Origin of the sequence: Kitasatospora albolonga (assembly GCA_002082585.1) — a bacterium.
In the GTDB taxonomy this organism is placed as follows: Bacteria; Actinomycetota; Actinomycetes; order Streptomycetales; family Streptomycetaceae; genus Streptomyces; species Streptomyces stephensoniae.
Map to the genome: position 1 here is coordinate 765617 of CP020563.1, position 16697 is coordinate 782313.

Consider the following 16697-nt stretch of genomic DNA (forward strand, 5'->3'; position numbering starts at 1 on the left):
ATGGAGTACGCAATGCGGCACCCCGCCACGACGTCTGCGACGGCCCCCTCCTCGTACACCCCCACCGACCGCACGGTGCCCACCCGGTCCAGGGAACGCGCCTCCTACGACCGCGAGCTGGTCCACTCGATCCTCGACGGGGCCTACCTCTGCCACCTCGGCTTCGTCCGGGACGGGGCGCCGGTCGTGCTGCCGACCATGTACGGACGGGTCGGGGAGCGGCTGTACGTGCACGGGTCGACCGGATCGCGGCCGCTGCGGACCATCCGGGCGGCCGACCCGGGCCTGCCGGTCTGTCTGACCGTCACCCATGTCGACGCCCTGGTGCTGGCCCGGTCCGCCTTCCACCACTCGCTGAACTACCGCTCCGTGGTGGTCCACGGCACCGCCACCACCGTGACCGACCCCGAGGAGCTGCGCATCGCCCTGGACTCCATCGTGGACCAGGCCGTCCCCGGCCGCTCACAGGACGCGCGTCCGGCCAACGCCAAGGAGCTGGCCGCCACGGCGGTGATCCGGCTGGACCTGGACGAGGTCTCCGCGAAGGTCCGCACCGGCGGCCCCAACGACGAGCCGGAGGACCTCGCCCTCCCCCACTGGACCGGGATCGTGCCGCTCACCCGGGGCCACGCGCGCCCGGTCCCGGCGGACGACCTGGACCCGGCCGTCGGCATACCGGACTACCTCCACGCGCTCTGACCCCGGGAGTCCCGAGCGGACAGGCGGACCCGGGCCGGACCCCGGCACATGACCGCGAGCCCGCCACCCGGACACCCCGCCACGAGCCCGCCGCCCGGGCCGCTACACCGCCACGGCCTCGGCCCCGTTCTCCCTCCGGCGCGCGGCAGCGGCCCCCCGCGCCTCGGCCGCCGCCAGCCCGGCCACGGCGGCCAGCAGGAGCAGGGTGCCGACGACGGTGGCCGCCGTCAGCCGCTCCCGCAGGACGGTCACCGCGATGACCGCGGCGCTCACCGGCTCCAGGAGCATGATCACGGAGACGGTCGCCGAGCGGACGGCCGCGGCCCCCGCGAAGTACAGCGCGTACGCGAGCGCGGTGGGCACCGCCGCCACGTAGAAGAGCAGCCACAGCACCTGCCCGGTCTCGGCGGTGTGCGGCACGAGCCCTTCGGCGGCCGCCATGGGCAGCAGCCCGACCGCTCCGACGCCGAACGCCCAGGCGCTGGTGGTCAGCGCGTCACCACCGCCGCCGTCCCGCCCGAGCCACCGGGTGAGCAGGGTGATCGCCGCGTATCCGGAGGCGGACAGGAGCGCGAGCAGCACCCCGGCCGGGACGACCTCGCCGCCCTCACCCCCCAGGACGAGCACGGCGAGACCGGCCAGCGCGCCCGCCACGGCGGCGAGACCGCCCCAGCCGAGGCGTTCGCCCAGCAGCACGCGCGCACCGACGGCGATCAGGACGGGCCCGGCGCCCAGGGTGACGACGGTCCCGACGGCGAGACCGGTGACGTCCACCGCCGCGAAGTACGCGCTCTGGAACACGGTCAGCCCCACCCCCGTCCCCAGGACGCGCAGCAGCCGGCGGCTTTGGGGCTCGGGCCGCCGGGGCGCACGGCGGGGACGCAGGGCGAGCGCCCCCGCCAGCAGGACGAGGCCCCCGGCGCAGCGCCAGAAGGACAGGGCGAGGGGGCCGAGATCGCTGACCCGGAAGATCAGGGAGGCCGCCGCACCGGCGGTGCCCCAGGCGACTCCGGCGACGACGAGATACAGCAGGCTCCGCCCGACGGGCAGCGCGGAAACAGCGGGCATGGACATAGGACTGCTCCTGAGAAGGACAGGGTGGTGGTCGCTCGGCTCCGCACGCGGGCAGCGACGGACCGCTCGGGGACTGCCCGAGCCCGGTCTTCGTCAGGAGTGGCCGCCCGCGCTAGGCGGCGGGCGGCGGCAGCACAGTCAGATGCATGACCGGCACACTAATGCGGGGCGCGCCCGGCGGACAACTCGCTTCCTACGGCGCCCTCGACGGCACCGGCCGCCGCCCCCGCCCCCGCGGCGACGGGTCCCGACGGCGGTTTCGGGGCGGCCGACTGGGCGATGAACGCGCCGGTCAGGACCACGAAGCCGCCGATGAGCTGCGGGGCGGAGAGGTGCTCGCCGAGGAGCACCCAGGCCAGCACGGTCGCGATGACCGCCTCCAGGCAGGCGACGACCCCGGCGACCTGCGGCGAGAGCCTGCGGACGGAGACGACGCCACTGCCGTACGCGAGCACGGTGGCGACCAGCACGATCCAGCCGAGCAGCGCCCAGGCGGGAACCCCGGTGCCGTTCATCCCGGCGGTGCCGCCGAGCAGGGACCAGTTCATGCCCCACGGGCGCGCCACGACGGTGAGGACGAGGGCGCCGACGATCAGTCCGTATGAGATGACGCCGAGCGGATGCGGAGGTTCGGCCCGTCGGCCGTCGGTGCCCTCACCCCTGCCTTCCTGGCCGCCGTGGTCGGAGAGGACGAAGTAGCCCACCTGACAGCAGGCGGCACCGAGGGCGAGCAGCAGCCCGAGCGCGTCGAAGCTCAGCCCGGCCCAGACCTCCACGACACAGGCCAGACCGCCGACCGCCAGGACCACACCGAGCGCGGCGGCCCGGGTGACGGGCCTGCGCTGGACGAACCGGACCCAGCCGAGGACCAGCGCGGGGGCCAGATACTCGACAAGAAGCGCCACGCCGACCGGGATACGGGAGATGGCGGCGAAGTAGCACGCCTGCACCCCGGCCACGGCGAAGAGCCCGAACCCGGCGAGCAGGGCGGGCCGTTCGCGTACCAGGTTCCGGTGCCGCCAGGCGACGGGCAGCATGATGAGGGCGGCGCCCGCCACCCGTAGCCACACCACGTGCAGCGGGTCGAGCCCCGCCTCGATCAGCGGCTTGGCGGCGACCCCCGAGCCGCCGAACGCGAAGGCCGACAGGAGGGCGAGCCCCAGGCCGGCGCTTCTCTTCTGGGTACCCCGAGACGCGTGCATCGGCACATCATGACAGCAGCCGACAGCACCGTCACCTCTGTCACACCTGTCGAGACGGCCCCGCCGTCACCCGCGCCCCCGGACGCCCCACCCGTACACCTCACCGCCGCCCGTACGCCCCCTCGTCACGCCCGCTCCGGCGCCCCCGCCGTACGCTCCACCGCCCGCCCCGACAGCCACCGCGCGTCCACGCCCGCCCGGCCCAGCACCTCCACCGCACGGCACTCGCCGTCGGCGGCCAGCGCGGCGAGGAGGTCGAGGCCACAGGCGCGCGGTTCGCCCCGCAGCCCGGCCCGGTACAGAGCGTCCTCCATCGCGGCGACGGCCGACGGCGACCAGCCGTCCGCCGCCGGGTCCCGTACGACGGGAAGGGCCCCGGAGTCCTCCACCGACCCCTGCCAGCGGAGCCCGTAACCGATGCTGCGCTGTACGAGGTAGCCGAGCACCCGGGCCAGCTGCGGCCCTCCGTCGAAGGCTTCACGGACCTCGGGGTCACTCTCGAGGAGGGAGTGCAGAAGGTGGGCGGTGTCGATCTGGCGGTCGCCGTCCCGCAGCGCGCGCCTGCGCGCACCCGTCACCACCGAGGCCAGCTCGACGGTGAACCCGGCGTCGGGTCCGACGGGGTTCGGGGCGGGCTGTTCGGGGTTCCTCGGCGTCCGGTTTTGCACTACTCCACCCCATCAGTCCCCGGGCGGTGAGGCATCGGCGGAGCGGCCCATTCGCGCGTCCCACCCAAGTTGGGCGCACCGGAGCGCCCCCTCCTCCTTGCGGATGAGATCGCGGCACGACGTACAACCATCGCCCTCAGGGGGCGCGCGCCGCCTTGCACCGCACGCCCCCGGGAAACCGCCACCCCCTCCCCGTACGTCCCTCAGGCCACAGCAAGCAACGCACGGCAACGGCAACAACGCATCGGCTCCGGACGGAGGGAACCACGGGTGTTCTGGTTGGTCGCACTGCTCGCGCAGGACGGGATGCAGTACGTCTACCGCGTGTACGCACCGGACGACGCTCTGCCCGCCGACCTGTTCTGGACCGCTTTCCACTGCCATGACGAGGGGCCGCACCCCCGCGCGTCGGACCGCTTCGACGCGGCGGAGATCTGGCGGAACCGGCAGCCCCAGCAAATCTGACGGTGCATCAGCATTGAATGTTGAAGCCGCCGCCGTTACGTTCCGCGCCACCGTGACACCGTGAATCGGACGAACCAGGGGTGATCGCATGGCCGAAGTCAGCGCGGAGGCACGCATCGAGGCACCCGCCGGGAAGGTCTGGGCCCAGCTGACGGACTTCTCGTCGTACGGCGAGTGGAACGCCACCCACACGAGCTTCCCCAAGGGCGGTCCGGCGACGCTTGAGCTCGGGGCCACCTATGAGGAGAACATGAAGCTCATGGGCTTCCCCGCCGAGGTGACCTGGACGGTCGGCGAACTGGCGGACGGCAGGCTGCTGACGACCCGGGGCACGGGCCCGATGGGGGTCAGCCTGGCCATGCGCTACTCCCTGACCCCGTCCCCGGACGGCGCCGCCACCGTGCTGCGCATCGACGGGGAGTTCACCGGGGCGGCCGTCTCCCTGATGGGCGGAAAGCTCAAGGACTCCGCGACGGCGGCGCTCCAGGAGTCCCTGCGCAAGCTCGACGCCCTCGTCACCCCCTGAACCCTGACCACGACGACCGAAGCGGAGAGGGGCCCGCTGCCTGCGGGCCCCTCTCCGCTTCGATGGCCGGGCACCGGCTCAGTGCTCGTCGGCGAGAATCAGGTACAGCTTCTTACGGGCGTCGTTGATGACGGCCAGCGCCTTCTGCCGCTGATCGGGAGAGCCGGTCTTCCAGACCTGCCCGAACGCCTCCATCAGACCGAACCCGGCCTGCCGGATCTCGTTCACGCCTTCCCAGTCCGCACCGCGCCCGGCCTCCTCCCAGGGAGCCTCGGGCCCGGACTCGGCCTCGCCGCGCCCGGAGTCGGTGAGCGTGAAGAGCTTCTTGCCGCCCTCGCTCGCGCTGACGATCAGCCCCTCGTCCTCCAGCAGCTGGAGCGTCGGATAGACCGAACCGGGGCTGGGCTTCCAGGCCCCGCCGCTGCGCTCGCCGATCTCCTGGATCATCTCGTACCCATGCATCGGCCGGTCCTTCAGCAGGGCCAGGATCGACGCGCGCACATCTCCGCGCCGCGCCCTGCCCCGGCCTCCGCCCCGGCCGCGCCCACCACCGAAGGGACCGCCGCCGAACGGCGGCCCGAACGGCCCGAAGGCGGACCGGCGCCCGTCGTGACCGCCTCGGCCATGACCGCCCCGACCGTGATGACCGGGCCCGTAGTGCCCCGGTCCGTGCTCATGCTCGTGCTCGTATCCGTGTGAACGCATCGCTACGCTCCTTCCATCGTCGATCTGTCGCGATGCGTCAACGATATATCGGAAGCTATCGCCTGGCAAGGTGCTGCCGCAGGCCGTGCGAACCGGGTCGCGGACGGTCTCCCCGGAGGGCAGCGCGACGTCGTGGTCGAGGACACCCGGCCCGTCGGGGACACCCAGCTCGTCGGGCGAGGCGGAGGCGAACACGACCCGCCCGGGCAAAGACTCCCGCCATGACGTGCGCCACAGGCCCGTGCGCAGGGCGGGGCCGCCGCGAGCACCCCCGTACCGGACAAACCCCCGCCCTCGCCCGCCGATCCGGGGACACGGCCCCGGGACGGCGGAGAACGGCACCGCACCGGGCGACTTAGGTCACCCTTCCCTGCCGCCTCGGAGGACTGGTACAGATGGTGAGGTTTCACCCCTCGGACCTCGGAACGGAAGCGCAGCCATGCACCAGGACAGGACAGCCGAGCTCGTCCCCTTCACGATCGACCTGACCTTCGAGGAGGCACGGCGACGGGCCGAGGTGGTCGCCGCGCTGGGGCCCGACTGGGACCCGGTGGCCGCGCTCCGCAGCGAGAACGAGGCGTACTCCCTGCTCTACTCGGGCCTGGACGCCGAACAGCAGCGCACCTACGACCGGCTGGTGGCCGCCGGTGTCCTGCCCGACGAGGGTCCGGGCCGTGCGGCTGCCCATTGATCCGCAGGCGGACCTCGCCCGCCGCGCCTGGGTGGCCTGCCCCGCCTGCGACGACGCCCGCCACTGCGCGGCCTGCGCGGACCGCCGCACCTGCGGCGATCACTGGCGCTATCTGATCTCCAGCAACGGCCCGGTCCTGCACCTCCAGTGCCCCGGCTGCACACACACCTGGTCGCTCGACACCCGGCCGGGCCTCCCCCGTAGCGGCGGCGCCCCCTGCCCCTGAACAGCGGGCGCGCAGGCCCGGGGCGCGTGGGCACAAGGGGCCAGGAACCCCGGATTGGCCTTGGCCGGTGGCCGTGCGGGCGCTCTACGGTCGCCGCATGAGGATTCGTATCGTCGACGCGTTCACCGACCGCCCCTTCTCCGGCAACCCCGCAGGGGTCCTATTGCTGGAGTCCGCCGCTTTCCCGGACGACGAACGGCTCCAGGAGATCGCCGCCGAGGTCAACCTCTCCGAGACGGCGTTCGCCCATCCGCTGCCGCCGGGCGGCGAGGCCGACTGGGCGCTGCGCTGGTTCACCCCGGCCACCGAGGTCGGCATGTGCGGGCACGCCACGCTCGCCACCGCGCACGTCCTGCACTCCACGGGCCGGGCCACCGGCACCGTACGCTTCTCCGCCCGCTGCGGGCTCCTCACCGCCACCGCCCGCCCGGACGGCGCCTTCACCCTCGACTTCCCCACCGCCCCGCTCCGCGAGGAGGCCGCACCGCCGTCCGGTCTGGCCGAGGCGCTGGGCGCGGAGCCGGTCTCGGTGCACGACACCGGCGAGCACATCGGCGACCTGCTCGTGGAGCTCCGCGACGAGGCGACCGTACGGGCTCTGTCCCCGGACTTCGCCGCCCTCGCGGCCCACTCGCGGCGGGGCGTCATCGCCACGGCCGCCGCCGAGGACCCGGCACGTGGCTACGACTACGTCTCGCGCGGCTTCTTCCCGGGCGTCGGCATCGACGAGGACCCGGTGACCGGCAGCGCCCACACCGCGCTGGCCCCGTTCTGGTCGGCCCGGTTCGGCCGGGACGATCTGACCGGGCTCCAGGCGTCCGCCCGCTCGGGCCTCGTACGCACCTCGCTGCGCGGCGAGCGCACCCTGCTGACCGGCACGGCGGTCACGGTCATCGACGGCGAGCTGCTGACGTCCTTCTGAGCTTCGGCCACGGGCCTTCAGCAGGACAGGAGGGGCGGCGTACGGGAAACCCTCCGCACCGCCCCTCCCTCACGGCGTCGGCAGCCAGTCCACCTTCCCGGCGAGCAGCGCGTACCCGACGAACGCCCCGATGTCGAGCAGCGTATGGGCGACGACCAGCGGCCCCACCCGCCCCCAACGCCGGTACAGCAGCACGAAGACGACGCCCATCACCAGGTTGCCGATGAAGCCGCCGATGCCCTGGTAGAGGTGGTACGAGCCGCGCAGTACGGAGCTGGCGACCAGCGAGGCCATCGGCGTCCAGCCCAGCTGGTCCAGCCTCCGCAGCAGGTAGGCGACGACGATGACCTCCTCCACCACGGAGTTCTCCGCAGCGGCGAGGATGAGCACGGGGAACTTCCACCAGACGTCGGGCAGCGACTCCGGTACGACGGTGAGGTTGAAGCCGGTGGCCCTGGCCACCAGGTAGAAGGCAAGCCCGGCGCTGCCGATACCGGCCGCGATCAGTGTTCCGCGTCCGAGGTCGGACCACGGCCGGGTCCGGTCGAACCCGATCGTCCGCAGGCTCGCGCCCTCCCTGATCAGCAGGTGCGCCACGAGCGCGACCGGCACCAGAGCCGTTGCGATTCCGAACATTTGCCACGCCAGATCAAGCCATGGACGGCCCGGGGCGTACGAACCGTTCAGCGTCGCCGCCTGGTCCTTCAAACCCCCTGGTTTCGTCAGCGATCCGACAAAACTGATGAGCGCGGACACCGCACTGGCGCCCAGAGAGAGCGCCAGGACCAGCAGCGTCTCCGACCGCAAGATCCTTCGCGATGAGCCCTCTTGGGGAAAAGAATCAGCCATGCGCCCCACCTCCACCGGTACACCTGCCTTTTGTTCTGCAATCGCGTCTCATCCCACCCACCGTCCCGCTAGGGTCTCGAATGCAGGTACGAAGATCATGCGCGACAGGCCGGGGGACGACCACCATCGACGGTGCGGTCCCCCTTTTCCTTGTTCACCGTTCATCGTTCGCCTTCAGGGGGCTCCACCGACATGGGACGTCACAGCATGCCCGACGCCTACGCACGGGAAGAACGCGGGGACGCATCCCCACGACGTAGGCGTCGCACCATCGCCGTCGCCACCCTGCTCGTCCTCGCCGTGGCGACGGGAACAGCGGTGGCGGTCAAGGGCGGTCTGCTGTCGTTCTCCGAGTCCTGCGAGGACTCCGCCGTACACCTGACCCTGGCCGCCTCCCCGGACATCGCGCCGGCGGTCCGCGCCATAGCCGGGCAGACCCTCGCGGACGAGGTGAGGTCCGACGGCCGCTGCCTGGACGTGGAGGTGGTGGCCCGCGACTCCTACAAGGTGGCCGACGCGCTCGCGAGCGGGGCCGAGGCCCCCGGCTTCCAGGTCTGGCTGCCCGACTCCGATCTGTGGCTGGACCGGGCGGAGGGGCTGGGCACGGGCACCCCCATCTCCCCCTCGGACTCGGTGGCCTCCTCCCCGGTGACCCTCGCCATGGTGCCGTCGGCGTCGAAGCGCCTGGGCTGGCCGGAGAAGACGTACTCCTGGGCCGAGTCGGTCGGCGCGGCCCTCCGGTCGGGCAAGGTCCGCCTCGGCGCGGCCGATCCGGCGCGCAGCGCGACCGGTCTGCTGGCGCTCACCAGCATCGGCGCCTCGTCCGCGCAGCAGGGCGGGGACAGCGACACCAGGGTCGCGGAGACCGCGAAGGTGCTGGCCGAGCGGATGTCGGACAGCGACGCCCAGGTGCTGGAGACCCTGGCGCGCAGCGGCTCCGGCGCCGAGGAGGGCAACCCGAAACGCAATCAGGCGGTCCTCATATCCGAGCAGGCCGCCTTCACCCACAACGCGGAGGCCACCGGCAGCGGCAGGCTGGACCTCTTCTACCCGGAGGACGGCACCCCGCTGCTGGACTACCCGTACACCCTGGTCGACGAGGAGAAGCTGACCCTCCCCCAGTCCCGCGCGGCCCTGCGCTTCATGACCCTGCTCAACGACAGGAGCTCGCAGGCCGTGTTCGCCCGGTACGGGTTCCGCCCGGCCGACGGTGGCGCCGACGACGCCGTGGTCACCCCGGCGGGCGGCAAGTCGCCGCAGCCGTACGACACTTCGGCGGCCGAGGCGCCGTCGGCGAAGGAGCTCCAGGAGATGCTGGGGATGTGGACGATCACCGTCCAGAGCGCCCGGCTGACCACGGTGGTCGACGCCTCGGGCTCGATGGCCACCCCGGTGCCGGGCAGCGGCCGGTCCCGGATGGACGTCACCAAGGAGTCGCTCATCCAGGCGCTCACCCAGTTCACCCCGGACGACGAGATCGGCCTGTGGGAGTTCGCCACCACGCTGGACGGCGAGAAGGACTACCGCAAGCTCATGCCGACCCGTCGGCTGGGCGACCCCGCCCAGGGCGGCTCCACCCACCGGGAGAAGCTCTCGGCGGCGTTCGCGGGGCTCCAGCCCGTACCGGGCGGGGCGACGGGGCTGTACGACACGGTGCTGGCCTCGTACCAGGAGGCCCGGTCGACGTATGTGAAGGGCAAGTTCAACGCCCTGGTGATCCTCACGGACGGCTCCAACCAGGACGAGAACGGCATCTCACGGAGTGCGCTGGCCGCCCGGCTGAAGGAGCTGGCCGACCCCGAGCGTCCCGTTCCCGTCATCGCCATCGCGGTGGGCCCGGACGCCGACCGCGAGGAGGTCGCCGAGATCGCGCGGATCACCGGCGGCGACGGGTACGAGGTGAGCGACCCGGCGGAGATCCAGGCCGTCATCTTCCGGGCCATCATGACGGCCGGACAGAACGGCCGCGCCGCCCAGGAGTGAGGGCGGCGCGCCCGGCCGGGACGCCGCCCCCGTCCGCGTACGGAGGCCGCCGGACACACCCGCGTACGCGAACACCCCACGGCACACCCGCGTACCCGGCTGTACGGGAACACCCCGCCCGGCCGCGTTCAGGGCGCCGGGAACCCGACCGGCCAGGTGTGCACCGGCTCCCCGGCGTGCATCAGCTCGGCGTAGCGCCGGGTGGTCGCGGCCAGCGCGGCTTCCCGGCCGAGTCCCGCCTCCAGCGCCCGGCGGTACGTGGCGACCTGCCAGGAGGCCCCGTTGACCCGCCGCCTGCACCGCTCCTCGATGACGCCGAGGTAGCGGTCCCGGTCGGCGGGCTCGATCTGCCAGGCGTCGAGCCCGGCCACCGCCAGCGGGAGCAGCTCCTCCCGTACGAGCTGTACGGCGGGGACCCTGGCCAGTCCACCGGCCCGGCCGGGGCGCGGCCAGAGCAGTTCGGCCTCGATGCCGTGGCGGCACGCCTCGGTGAAGTTCTCGGCGGCGGCCTCGAAGGGGAGCTTGCTCCACACCGGGCGGGACTCCTCGGCGAGCGCCCGGACGAGCCCGTAGTAGAAGGCGGAGTTGGCGATCACGTCCGTGACGGTCGGCCCGGCCGGCAGCACCCGGTTCTCCACCCGCAGGTGCGGGACGCCGTCGACCGTCCCGTAGACCGGGCGGTTCCAGCGGTAGACCGTGCCGTTGTGGAGGACCAGCTCGGCCAGCTCCGGCACCCCGCCCTCGTCGAGGACGCGCAGCGGCTCCTCGTCGTCGCAGATCGGCAGCAGCGGCGGGAAGTAGCGCAGGTTCTCCTCGAACAGCTCGTAGGCGGAGGAGATCCACCGCTCCCCGAACCAGGTCCTGGGCCGCACCCCCTGGTTGGCCAGCTCCGGCGGCCGTACGTCGGTGGCCTGCTGGAACAGCGGGGGGCGGGACTCGCGCCAGAGCTCCTTGCCGAACAGGAACGGGGCGTTGGCGCCCAGCGCGATCTGGACGGAGGCGATCGCCTGGGCCGCGTTCCACACGTCGGCGAACCGGGCCGGTGTCACCTGGAGGTGCAACTGCACCGAGGTGCAGGCCGATTCGGGGGCGATCGAGGGCGAGGAGCAGACCAGGTGGTCCACCCCCTCGATATCCAGGGTGAAATCCTCCCCCCGGGCCGCCGCCATTTGGTCGTTGAGCAGGGTGTAGCGGTCCACGTCCGAGAGATTCGCCGAGACCACGTCGTGCTCGCCGAGCGTGGGCAGGATTCCGATCATGACGATCCCCGCGTCCACCTCACCGGCCTTGCGATGGGCGTAGGCGAGACCGGTGCGCAACTCCTCCGAGAGCTGATCGAATACCCGGCCGCCGAGCCGGTGCGGAACGATATTTACTTCCAGATTGAACATCCCCAGTTCGGTCTGGAAATCGCGGCTCGCGATGCGCTGGAGCACTTCCTGATTCATCATCCGGGGCAGCCCGTCGGACCCCGCGAGATTCAGCTCTATCTCCAGCCCCATCAGGTTTCTGGGACGGTCGAACCTCCGCTCCGCCAGCAGTCTGCCCAGCCCCTCCAGGCACTGGTTGAGCTTGGTGCGGTACGCCTGCCGATCGGACAGGTCAACGGCGCCCGCCACGACCTTCTCCCCCATCGAGGGGTCCCTCCTCCAGTGGTCGGCCCGCTGCCCGGGCCGTTCGCATCACGATCGATAATGCCCAGTGGGAGTGATCCGTAACGCCCCACGGAGCACCGGAAACCCGCTAGGCTGGTTGACGGAGACCGGGGGCACATTCCGGCGGCACCCGGCGAGCGGCATTTTCGCCCGGGAAGTGCACGGCGGAATCACCGATGAGTTTCGGCCTACCGCGCCGCCGAAAAAGCCGCAGGCGGGGACCGAAAACGGCCGATCAAATCACCAGGAAAACCGCATTCCGAAGTCCGGATGTCGCCTTGCGCGAAATATCCCCGGCAGCTAGCGGAAACACTGAGTGAACACGTGTCGTATAAACTCCGCCTGACGAGGCAGAGAGTTGACGCAACCGGCCCGTCGTCCGGCCCGTCATCGGCCTCCTCTGGCCCCGCACGCCGACAGCGCCGTCTGCACCCGCCCACGCATCACCGTGTCTCCAAGTGAGAGGCGACCCACTATGCCGCTGCATGTCCCCTCGGCTCCCGCGCCCGCCCTGCGCAGCGTTCTCGCCGCCCTCGGTTCCCCCACCGCGGTCCGCGAGGCGCGCACCTCCGCCCTCCGGTCCGTCCAGGGACCGCTCAGCCCCGAACTGCCGCTCCCCGTGCACGTTCTGGACCGGATCGCTCCCACCGGGACCGTTCCCCGGACCCGCCTCGCGGCCTGGCGCTTCCTGATCCGGAGCGAGGGCCGCGCGATCGCCGCGGCGGACACCATGCTCACCCCGGACGGCTGGAGCTTCTCGCACTTCTTCGAGGGCCCCTATCTGGCCTCGACGGAGCTCGCGGTACGCCAGGCGGAGTCCTCGCCGACGGCGTACCGGGCGAGACTGCTCTCCATCCCCGAGCTGTACATGCTCACCCTGTGGCTGCACGACGACACCGGGGACTACGCCTCCGGCACCTCCGACGCCTCCGGCGGTGTGCTCGCCCCGGCCGACGTCCTGGTGCCCCTGGCACCGGCGCCGCCGGGCATCGCCGCGCACCGGCCGCACCGGGTCGCCGATCTGCTGCCCGTGATGACCCTGCGCGTGGGCCCCGGGCCCCTGCTCAGCTCCGCCTGACCGGCGGCCGTGGACGGCCGGCCCCCGTGGTGACCCCGACGCCTGTGGCGGAACGGGCCACCGCGGGGGCCCTGTTCTACCCACTCGGACTAGCCCGCTCAGGCCACCCCGAACCACCCGAAGTGACGGTGCAGTTGCGGTGAACCGTCCGCGCGGGTGACACGTCATGAGAGGAGAAGGAGAGCTGGAGCGAAATCCCTGCGGAATCATCCCCGTAGGGCAACACTGGGACCGGACCGACTGATACGGGGGCGGCCATGAACCTCTCATCCAGCCGCAGGACACTCGACTCGACGCAGCGAAAGAACGCATCCATGTGCCAGCACCAGCCACCCTGCCCCACCGCCGACTCGCCCGACCGGGAGGCGGCCCGCCTGACGGCACACCATCCCGAACAGGGCTGGAGCCTCCTGTGCAACGGGGTCCTGCTCTTCGAGGACACCGGCGAGCTGCTGCCGGACGGGCAGATCATCGCCCCGCACCGGCCGTTGGTGGCGGGCCGCGTGGTGAAGGCCGCCTGAGGGCGGACGTACGGAGAGAGCCGCACGGACACCACCGTACGAACGAAGCCGTACAGGAGAAGGGGCCGGCCCGGGGAACTCCCCGCACCGGCCCCGACGCATGTCAGCGCTCCACCCCGAAGGGTCAGCCGTCGTACTCCTCCAGCGGCGGGCACGAGCAGACCAGGTTGCGGTCGCCGAAGGCCCCGTCGATACGGCGGACCGGCGGCCAGTACTTGTCGGCGGCGGAGACACCGGCCGGGAAGACGGCCTCCTCGCGGCTGTAGCCGTGCTCCCAGTCGCCACCGAGCGCAGCGGCGGTGTGCGGGGCGTTGGCCAGCGGGTTGTCGTCCGCGCTCCACTCCCCGGAGGCGACCTTCTCGATCTCGGCGCGGATCGCGATCATCGTGTCGCAGAACCGGTCGAGCTCCGCCAGGTCCTCGCTCTCGGTCGGCTCGATCATCAGCGTGCCGGCCACCGGGAACGACATGGTCGGCGAGTGGAAGCCGTAGTCGATCAGGCGCTTGGCCACATCGTCGATGGAGACGCCGGTCGCCTTGGAGATCGGCCGCAGGTCCACGATGCACTCGTGCGCGACCAGTCCGGCCGGGCCGTTGTACAGGATCGGGAAGTGCGGCTCCAGCCGCTTGGCGATGTAGTTCGCGGCCAGCACGGCGACCTGCGTGGCGCGCTTGAGCCCCTCGCCGCCCATCAGCCGGACGTACGCCCACGAGATCGGCAGGATGCCCGCCGAGCCCCACGGGGCGGCCGAGATCGGGCCCACACCGGTCTCCGGGCCCGCGGCGGGCTGGAGCGGGTGGTTGGGGAGGTACGGGGCGAGGTGGGCGCGGACGCCGACCGGGCCGACGCCGGGGCCGCCGCCGCCGTGCGGGATGCAGAAGGTCTTGTGCAGGTTCAGGTGCGAGACGTCGCCGCCGAACTTGCCGGGCTTGGCGAGCCCGACCAGCGCGTTGAGGTTGGCGCCGTCCACGTAGACCTGGCCGCCCGCGTCGTGCACCTCACCGCAGATGTCGGCGACGTGCTCCTCGAAGACCCCGTGGGTGGAGGGGTAGGTGATCATGAGCACGGAGAGCTCGTCGCGGTACTGCTCGATCTTGGCCCGCAGGTCAGCGATGTCGACCTCGCCGTCGTCGGCGGTCTTCACCACGACGACCTTCATGCCCGCCATGACCGCGCTCGCGGCGTTGGTGCCGTGCGCGGACGAGGGGATGAGGCAGACGGTGCGCTGGTCGTCGCCGTTGGCCCGGTGGTACGCGCGGACGGCCAGCAGGCCCGCGAACTCGCCCTGCGAGCCGGCGTTCGGCTGGATGGAGACGGCGTCGTACCCCGTGACCTCGGCGAGGCGCTCCTCCAGCTCACGGATGAGCGTGAGGAAGCCCTGCGCCTGGTCGGCCGGGGCGAAGGGGTGCAGCGCGCCGAACTCGGGCCAGGTGATGGACTCCATCTCGGCGGTCGCGTTCAGCTTCATGGTGCAGGAGCCGAGCGGGATCATGCCCCGGTCCAGCGCGTAGTCGCGGTCGGCGAGCTTGCGCAGGTAGCGCAGCATCGCGGTCTCGGAGCGGTGCTGGTGGAAGACCGGGTGGGTGAGGATGTCGTCGGTCCGCAGCAGCGCCCCGGGCAGCGCGTCGGCCACCGAGCCGTCCAGCGCCTCGATGTCTGCGTCGGCGCCGAAGGCGGCCCAGACGGCGGAGAGCTGGGCGCGGGTGGTGGTCTCGTCGCAGGCGATGGAGACGTGGTCGGCGTCGACGCGGCGGAGGTTGACCCCGCGCTCGCGGGCGTCCGCGACGATGTCGGCGGCCTTACCGGGCACCCGCACGGTGAGCGTGTCGAAGAAGTCGGCGTGCACGACCTCGGCACCGGCGGCCCGCAGGCCCTCGGCGAGGATCGTGGCGTAGCGGTGGGTACGCCGGGCGATCGTGCGCAGCCCGTCGGGGCCGTGGTAGACGGCGTACATCCCGGCCATGACGGCGAGCAGCACCTGTGCCGTACAGATGTTGCTGGTGGCCTTCTCGCGGCGGATGTGCTGCTCGCGGGTCTGGAGGGCCAGGCGGTACGCCTTGTTGCCGTCGGCGTCGACGGAGACGCCGACGAGGCGGCCGGGCAGGGAGCGGGCGAACTTCTCGCGGACGGCCATGAAGCCGGCGTGCGGGCCGCCGAAGCCCATCGGGACGCCGAAGCGCTGGGTGGTGCCGACCGCGATGTCCGCGCCGAGGGCGCCGGGCGAGGTGAGCAGGGTGAGGGCCAGCAGGTCGGCGGCGACGGTGACGATCGCGCCGAGCTCGTGGGCCTGCTCGATGACGGGCTCGATGGCGCGTACGGCACCGGAGGCGCCCGGGTACTGGAGCAGGACGCCGAAGACACCGCGCTCGGCGATCCCGGCCGGGATGCCGTCGCTCAGATCCGCGACGACGACCTCGACACCGGTCGGCTCGGCGCGCGTCTGGATCACCGCGACGGTCTGGGGCAGGGTGTCGGCGTCGACCAGGAAGACGCCGTTCTTGACCTTGCCGACGCGGCGGGAGAGCGCCATGGCCTCGGCGGCGGCGGTGCCCTCGTCGAGCAGGGAGGCGCCGGAGGTGGGCAGCCCGGTCAGCTCGGCGACCATCGTCTGGAAGTTGAGCAGGGCCTCCAGGCGGCCCTGGGAGATCTCCGGCTGGTACGGCGTGTAGGCCGTGTACCACGCGGGGTTCTCCATGACGTTGCGCAGGATGACCGGCGGCGTGAAGGTGCCGTAGTAGCCGAGGCCGATCATCGGGGCGAGCACCTTGTTGCGGTCGGCGAGCGAGCGCAGCTCGGCCAGCACCTCGGCCTCGGTGCGGGCCGAGGGAAGGTTCAGGGCCTCCGCACTCTTGATCACGTCGGGCACCGCGGCGGCGGTCAGCTCGTCGAGGGAGCCGTAGCCGACCTGGGCGAGCATCTTCGCCTGGGCCTCGGCGTCGGGCCCTATGTGGCGCTGCTCGAACGGAATGCCCTGCTCCAGCTGGGAGAGCGGAGTGCGACGGGGGGTCATGGTGGAGGCCTCCTGGTCTGTCACGACCTGCGAGGGGCACCACGGCGCGGGTGCCCGAACGGCCTCCCCCTCTGTCATCTCAACCTGAGAGCTTCACCGGCCAGCCCGGGGGCGTGCCGGCTTTCACCGTCGGTGAGGGTCGAGTCCGTCCCGGCATGTGCCCGCACGAACCCGCCCTGCTTTCCAGAGTGACCTCGTCCGTGCGGTACGGGGGCCTGAGAGATTCCGGGGAGGATTTGCTCCTTCGGCGCCTCCGGATTCTGCACCGGAGGACTCTCCCGCACGGGGTCAGCAGCCATCTGCCAGCCTACCAGCGGCCATCCTCGTGGCGTCCTCGAGTGGCCGACGCCACGGATCTGCACTTGTCTGGTGCTGGTGGAGCGACAGGGCCCCCTGGAGTCGCCGGGGAACCCCTTGCGCAGC

Annotated in this window: 16 protein-coding genes and 1 riboswitch; of the genes, 9 read left to right on the top strand and 7 right to left on the bottom strand. The window is 72.1% G+C overall.

What is annotated here, in order from left to right:
- Positions 1 to 12: 12 nt before the first annotated feature.
- Positions 13 to 699, top strand: a complete 687-nt coding sequence (locus tag B7C62_03240) for a hypothetical protein (GenBank protein ID ARF71380.1) — start codon at positions 13 to 15, stop codon at positions 697 to 699.
- Between the two features lie 102 nt (positions 700 to 801).
- On the opposite strand, the gene B7C62_03245 is transcribed toward B7C62_03240, so the two are convergent.
- The 3 genes from B7C62_03245 to B7C62_03255 all read right to left on the bottom strand — a co-directional run bounded on the left by B7C62_03245 (position 802) and on the right by B7C62_03255 (position 3643).
- Entirely contained in the window at positions 802 to 1773 is a 972-nt protein-coding gene (locus B7C62_03245; GenBank protein ID ARF71381.1) for an EamA family transporter, read from the bottom strand.
- 158 nt (positions 1774 to 1931) lie between these two features.
- Positions 1932 to 2975: an EamA family transporter gene (locus tag B7C62_03250; protein ID ARF71382.1), complete on the bottom strand. Its 1044-nt coding sequence runs from the start codon at positions 2973 to 2975 to the stop codon at positions 1932 to 1934.
- A 125-nt stretch (positions 2976 to 3100) separates the two neighbouring features.
- On the bottom strand, positions 3101 to 3643 hold the full coding sequence (locus tag B7C62_03255) for a peptidase (GenBank protein ID ARF71383.1): 543 nt from the start codon (positions 3641 to 3643) through the stop codon (positions 3101 to 3103).
- A 270-nt stretch (positions 3644 to 3913) separates the two neighbouring features.
- Here B7C62_03255 and B7C62_03260 point away from each other — a divergent pair, with 270 nt between their 5' ends.
- Positions 3914 to 4108 carry a hypothetical protein gene (locus tag B7C62_03260; protein ID ARF71384.1) on the top strand — a complete coding sequence of 65 codons (195 nt, stop codon included), beginning with the start codon at positions 3914 to 3916 and terminating at the stop codon, positions 4106 to 4108.
- A gap of 88 nt (positions 4109 to 4196) precedes the next feature.
- On the top strand, positions 4197 to 4634 hold the full coding sequence (locus B7C62_03265; GenBank protein ARF71385.1) for a polyketide cyclase: 438 nt from the start codon (positions 4197 to 4199) through the stop codon (positions 4632 to 4634).
- 78 nt (positions 4635 to 4712) lie between these two features.
- On the opposite strand, the gene B7C62_03270 is transcribed toward B7C62_03265, so the two are convergent.
- Positions 4713 to 5339 carry a PadR family transcriptional regulator gene (locus B7C62_03270; GenBank protein ARF71386.1) on the bottom strand — a complete coding sequence of 209 codons (627 nt, stop codon included), beginning with the start codon at positions 5337 to 5339 and terminating at the stop codon, positions 4713 to 4715.
- Positions 5340 to 5778: 439 nt separating this feature from the next.
- On the opposite strand from B7C62_03270, the gene B7C62_03275 reads away from it, so the two are divergent.
- From B7C62_03275 to B7C62_03285, 3 genes are all read left to right on the top strand, one after another.
- On the top strand, positions 5779 to 6030 hold the full coding sequence (locus B7C62_03275) for a hypothetical protein (GenBank protein ARF71387.1): 252 nt from the start codon (positions 5779 to 5781) through the stop codon (positions 6028 to 6030).
- Positions 6014 to 6256, top strand: a complete 243-nt coding sequence (locus tag B7C62_03280; protein ARF71388.1) for a hypothetical protein — start codon at positions 6014 to 6016, stop codon at positions 6254 to 6256. Before B7C62_03275 ends, B7C62_03280 begins: the two co-directional genes overlap by 17 nt.
- 97 nt (positions 6257 to 6353) lie before the next feature.
- On the top strand, positions 6354 to 7178 hold the full coding sequence (locus B7C62_03285; GenBank protein ARF76964.1) for an oxidoreductase: 825 nt from the start codon (positions 6354 to 6356) through the stop codon (positions 7176 to 7178).
- Between the two features lie 69 nt (positions 7179 to 7247).
- Here B7C62_03285 and B7C62_03290 read toward each other — a convergent pair whose 3' ends face one another.
- Complete coding sequence (locus tag B7C62_03290; GenBank protein ID ARF76965.1) at positions 7248 to 8027, bottom strand: CPBP family intramembrane metalloprotease domain-containing protein; 780 nt, start codon at positions 8025 to 8027, stop codon at positions 7248 to 7250.
- A gap of 207 nt (positions 8028 to 8234) precedes the next feature.
- On the opposite strand from B7C62_03290, the gene B7C62_03295 reads away from it, so the two are divergent.
- A complete protein-coding gene (locus tag B7C62_03295) occupies positions 8235 to 10010 on the top strand; it encodes a hypothetical protein (GenBank protein ARF71389.1) in 1776 nt (591 codons plus the stop codon).
- Between the two features lie 128 nt (positions 10011 to 10138).
- Here B7C62_03295 and B7C62_03300 read toward each other — a convergent pair whose 3' ends face one another.
- Entirely contained in the window at positions 10139 to 11644 is a 1506-nt protein-coding gene (locus B7C62_03300) for a glutamate--cysteine ligase (GenBank protein ARF71390.1), read from the bottom strand.
- A gap of 496 nt (positions 11645 to 12140) precedes the next feature.
- Between B7C62_03300 and B7C62_03305 the strand changes: the two genes are divergently transcribed.
- Together B7C62_03305 and B7C62_03310 are read left to right on the top strand one after the other, a co-directional pair.
- Entirely contained in the window at positions 12141 to 12743 is a 603-nt protein-coding gene (locus B7C62_03305) for a hypothetical protein (protein ARF71391.1), read from the top strand.
- A gap of 314 nt (positions 12744 to 13057) precedes the next feature.
- Positions 13058 to 13264 carry a hypothetical protein gene (locus tag B7C62_03310; protein ID ARF71392.1) on the top strand — a complete coding sequence of 69 codons (207 nt, stop codon included), beginning with the start codon at positions 13058 to 13060 and terminating at the stop codon, positions 13262 to 13264.
- A 124-nt stretch (positions 13265 to 13388) separates the two neighbouring features.
- Here the strand turns inward: B7C62_03310 and B7C62_03315 are convergent, their stop codons facing one another.
- The gene (locus B7C62_03315; protein ARF71393.1) at positions 13389 to 16274 is read right to left on the bottom strand and encodes a glycine dehydrogenase (aminomethyl-transferring); all 2886 of its coding nucleotides are present in this window, start codon (positions 16272 to 16274) and stop codon (positions 13389 to 13391) included.
- A gap of 193 nt (positions 16275 to 16467) precedes the next feature.
- Positions 16468 to 16565: riboswitch (glycine riboswitch) on the bottom strand.
- Positions 16566 to 16697 lie beyond the last annotated feature (132 nt).

Bases quoted from the DNA above. Each gene is read 5' to 3' on its own strand.
- B7C62_03240 (ARF71380.1), top strand. From the start codon at position 13: ATGCGGCACCCCGCCACGACGTCTGCGACGGCCCCCTCCTCGTACACC.
- B7C62_03245 (ARF71381.1), bottom strand. From the start codon at position 1,773: ATGTCCATGCCCGCTGTTTCCGCGCTGCCCGTCGGGCGGAGCCTGCTG.
- B7C62_03250 (ARF71382.1), bottom strand. From the start codon at position 2,975: ATGCACGCGTCTCGGGGTACCCAGAAGAGAAGCGCCGGCCTGGGGCTC.
- B7C62_03265 (ARF71385.1), top strand. From the start codon at position 4,197: ATGGCCGAAGTCAGCGCGGAGGCACGCATCGAGGCACCCGCCGGGAAG.
- B7C62_03270 (ARF71386.1), bottom strand. From the start codon at position 5,339: ATGCGTTCACACGGATACGAGCACGAGCATGAGCACGGACCGGGGCAC.
- B7C62_03275 (ARF71387.1), top strand. From the start codon at position 5,779: ATGCACCAGGACAGGACAGCCGAGCTCGTCCCCTTCACGATCGACCTG.
- B7C62_03285 (ARF76964.1), top strand. From the start codon at position 6,354: ATGAGGATTCGTATCGTCGACGCGTTCACCGACCGCCCCTTCTCCGGC.
- B7C62_03290 (ARF76965.1), bottom strand. From the start codon at position 8,027: ATGGCTGATTCTTTTCCCCAAGAGGGCTCATCGCGAAGGATCTTGCGG.
- B7C62_03295 (ARF71389.1), top strand. From the start codon at position 8,235: ATGCCCGACGCCTACGCACGGGAAGAACGCGGGGACGCATCCCCACGA.
- B7C62_03300 (ARF71390.1), bottom strand. From the start codon at position 11,644: ATGGGGGAGAAGGTCGTGGCGGGCGCCGTTGACCTGTCCGATCGGCAG.
- B7C62_03305 (ARF71391.1), top strand. From the start codon at position 12,141: ATGCCGCTGCATGTCCCCTCGGCTCCCGCGCCCGCCCTGCGCAGCGTT.
- B7C62_03310 (ARF71392.1), top strand. From the start codon at position 13,058: ATGTGCCAGCACCAGCCACCCTGCCCCACCGCCGACTCGCCCGACCGG.
- B7C62_03315 (ARF71393.1), bottom strand. From the start codon at position 16,274: ATGACCCCCCGTCGCACTCCGCTCTCCCAGCTGGAGCAGGGCATTCCG.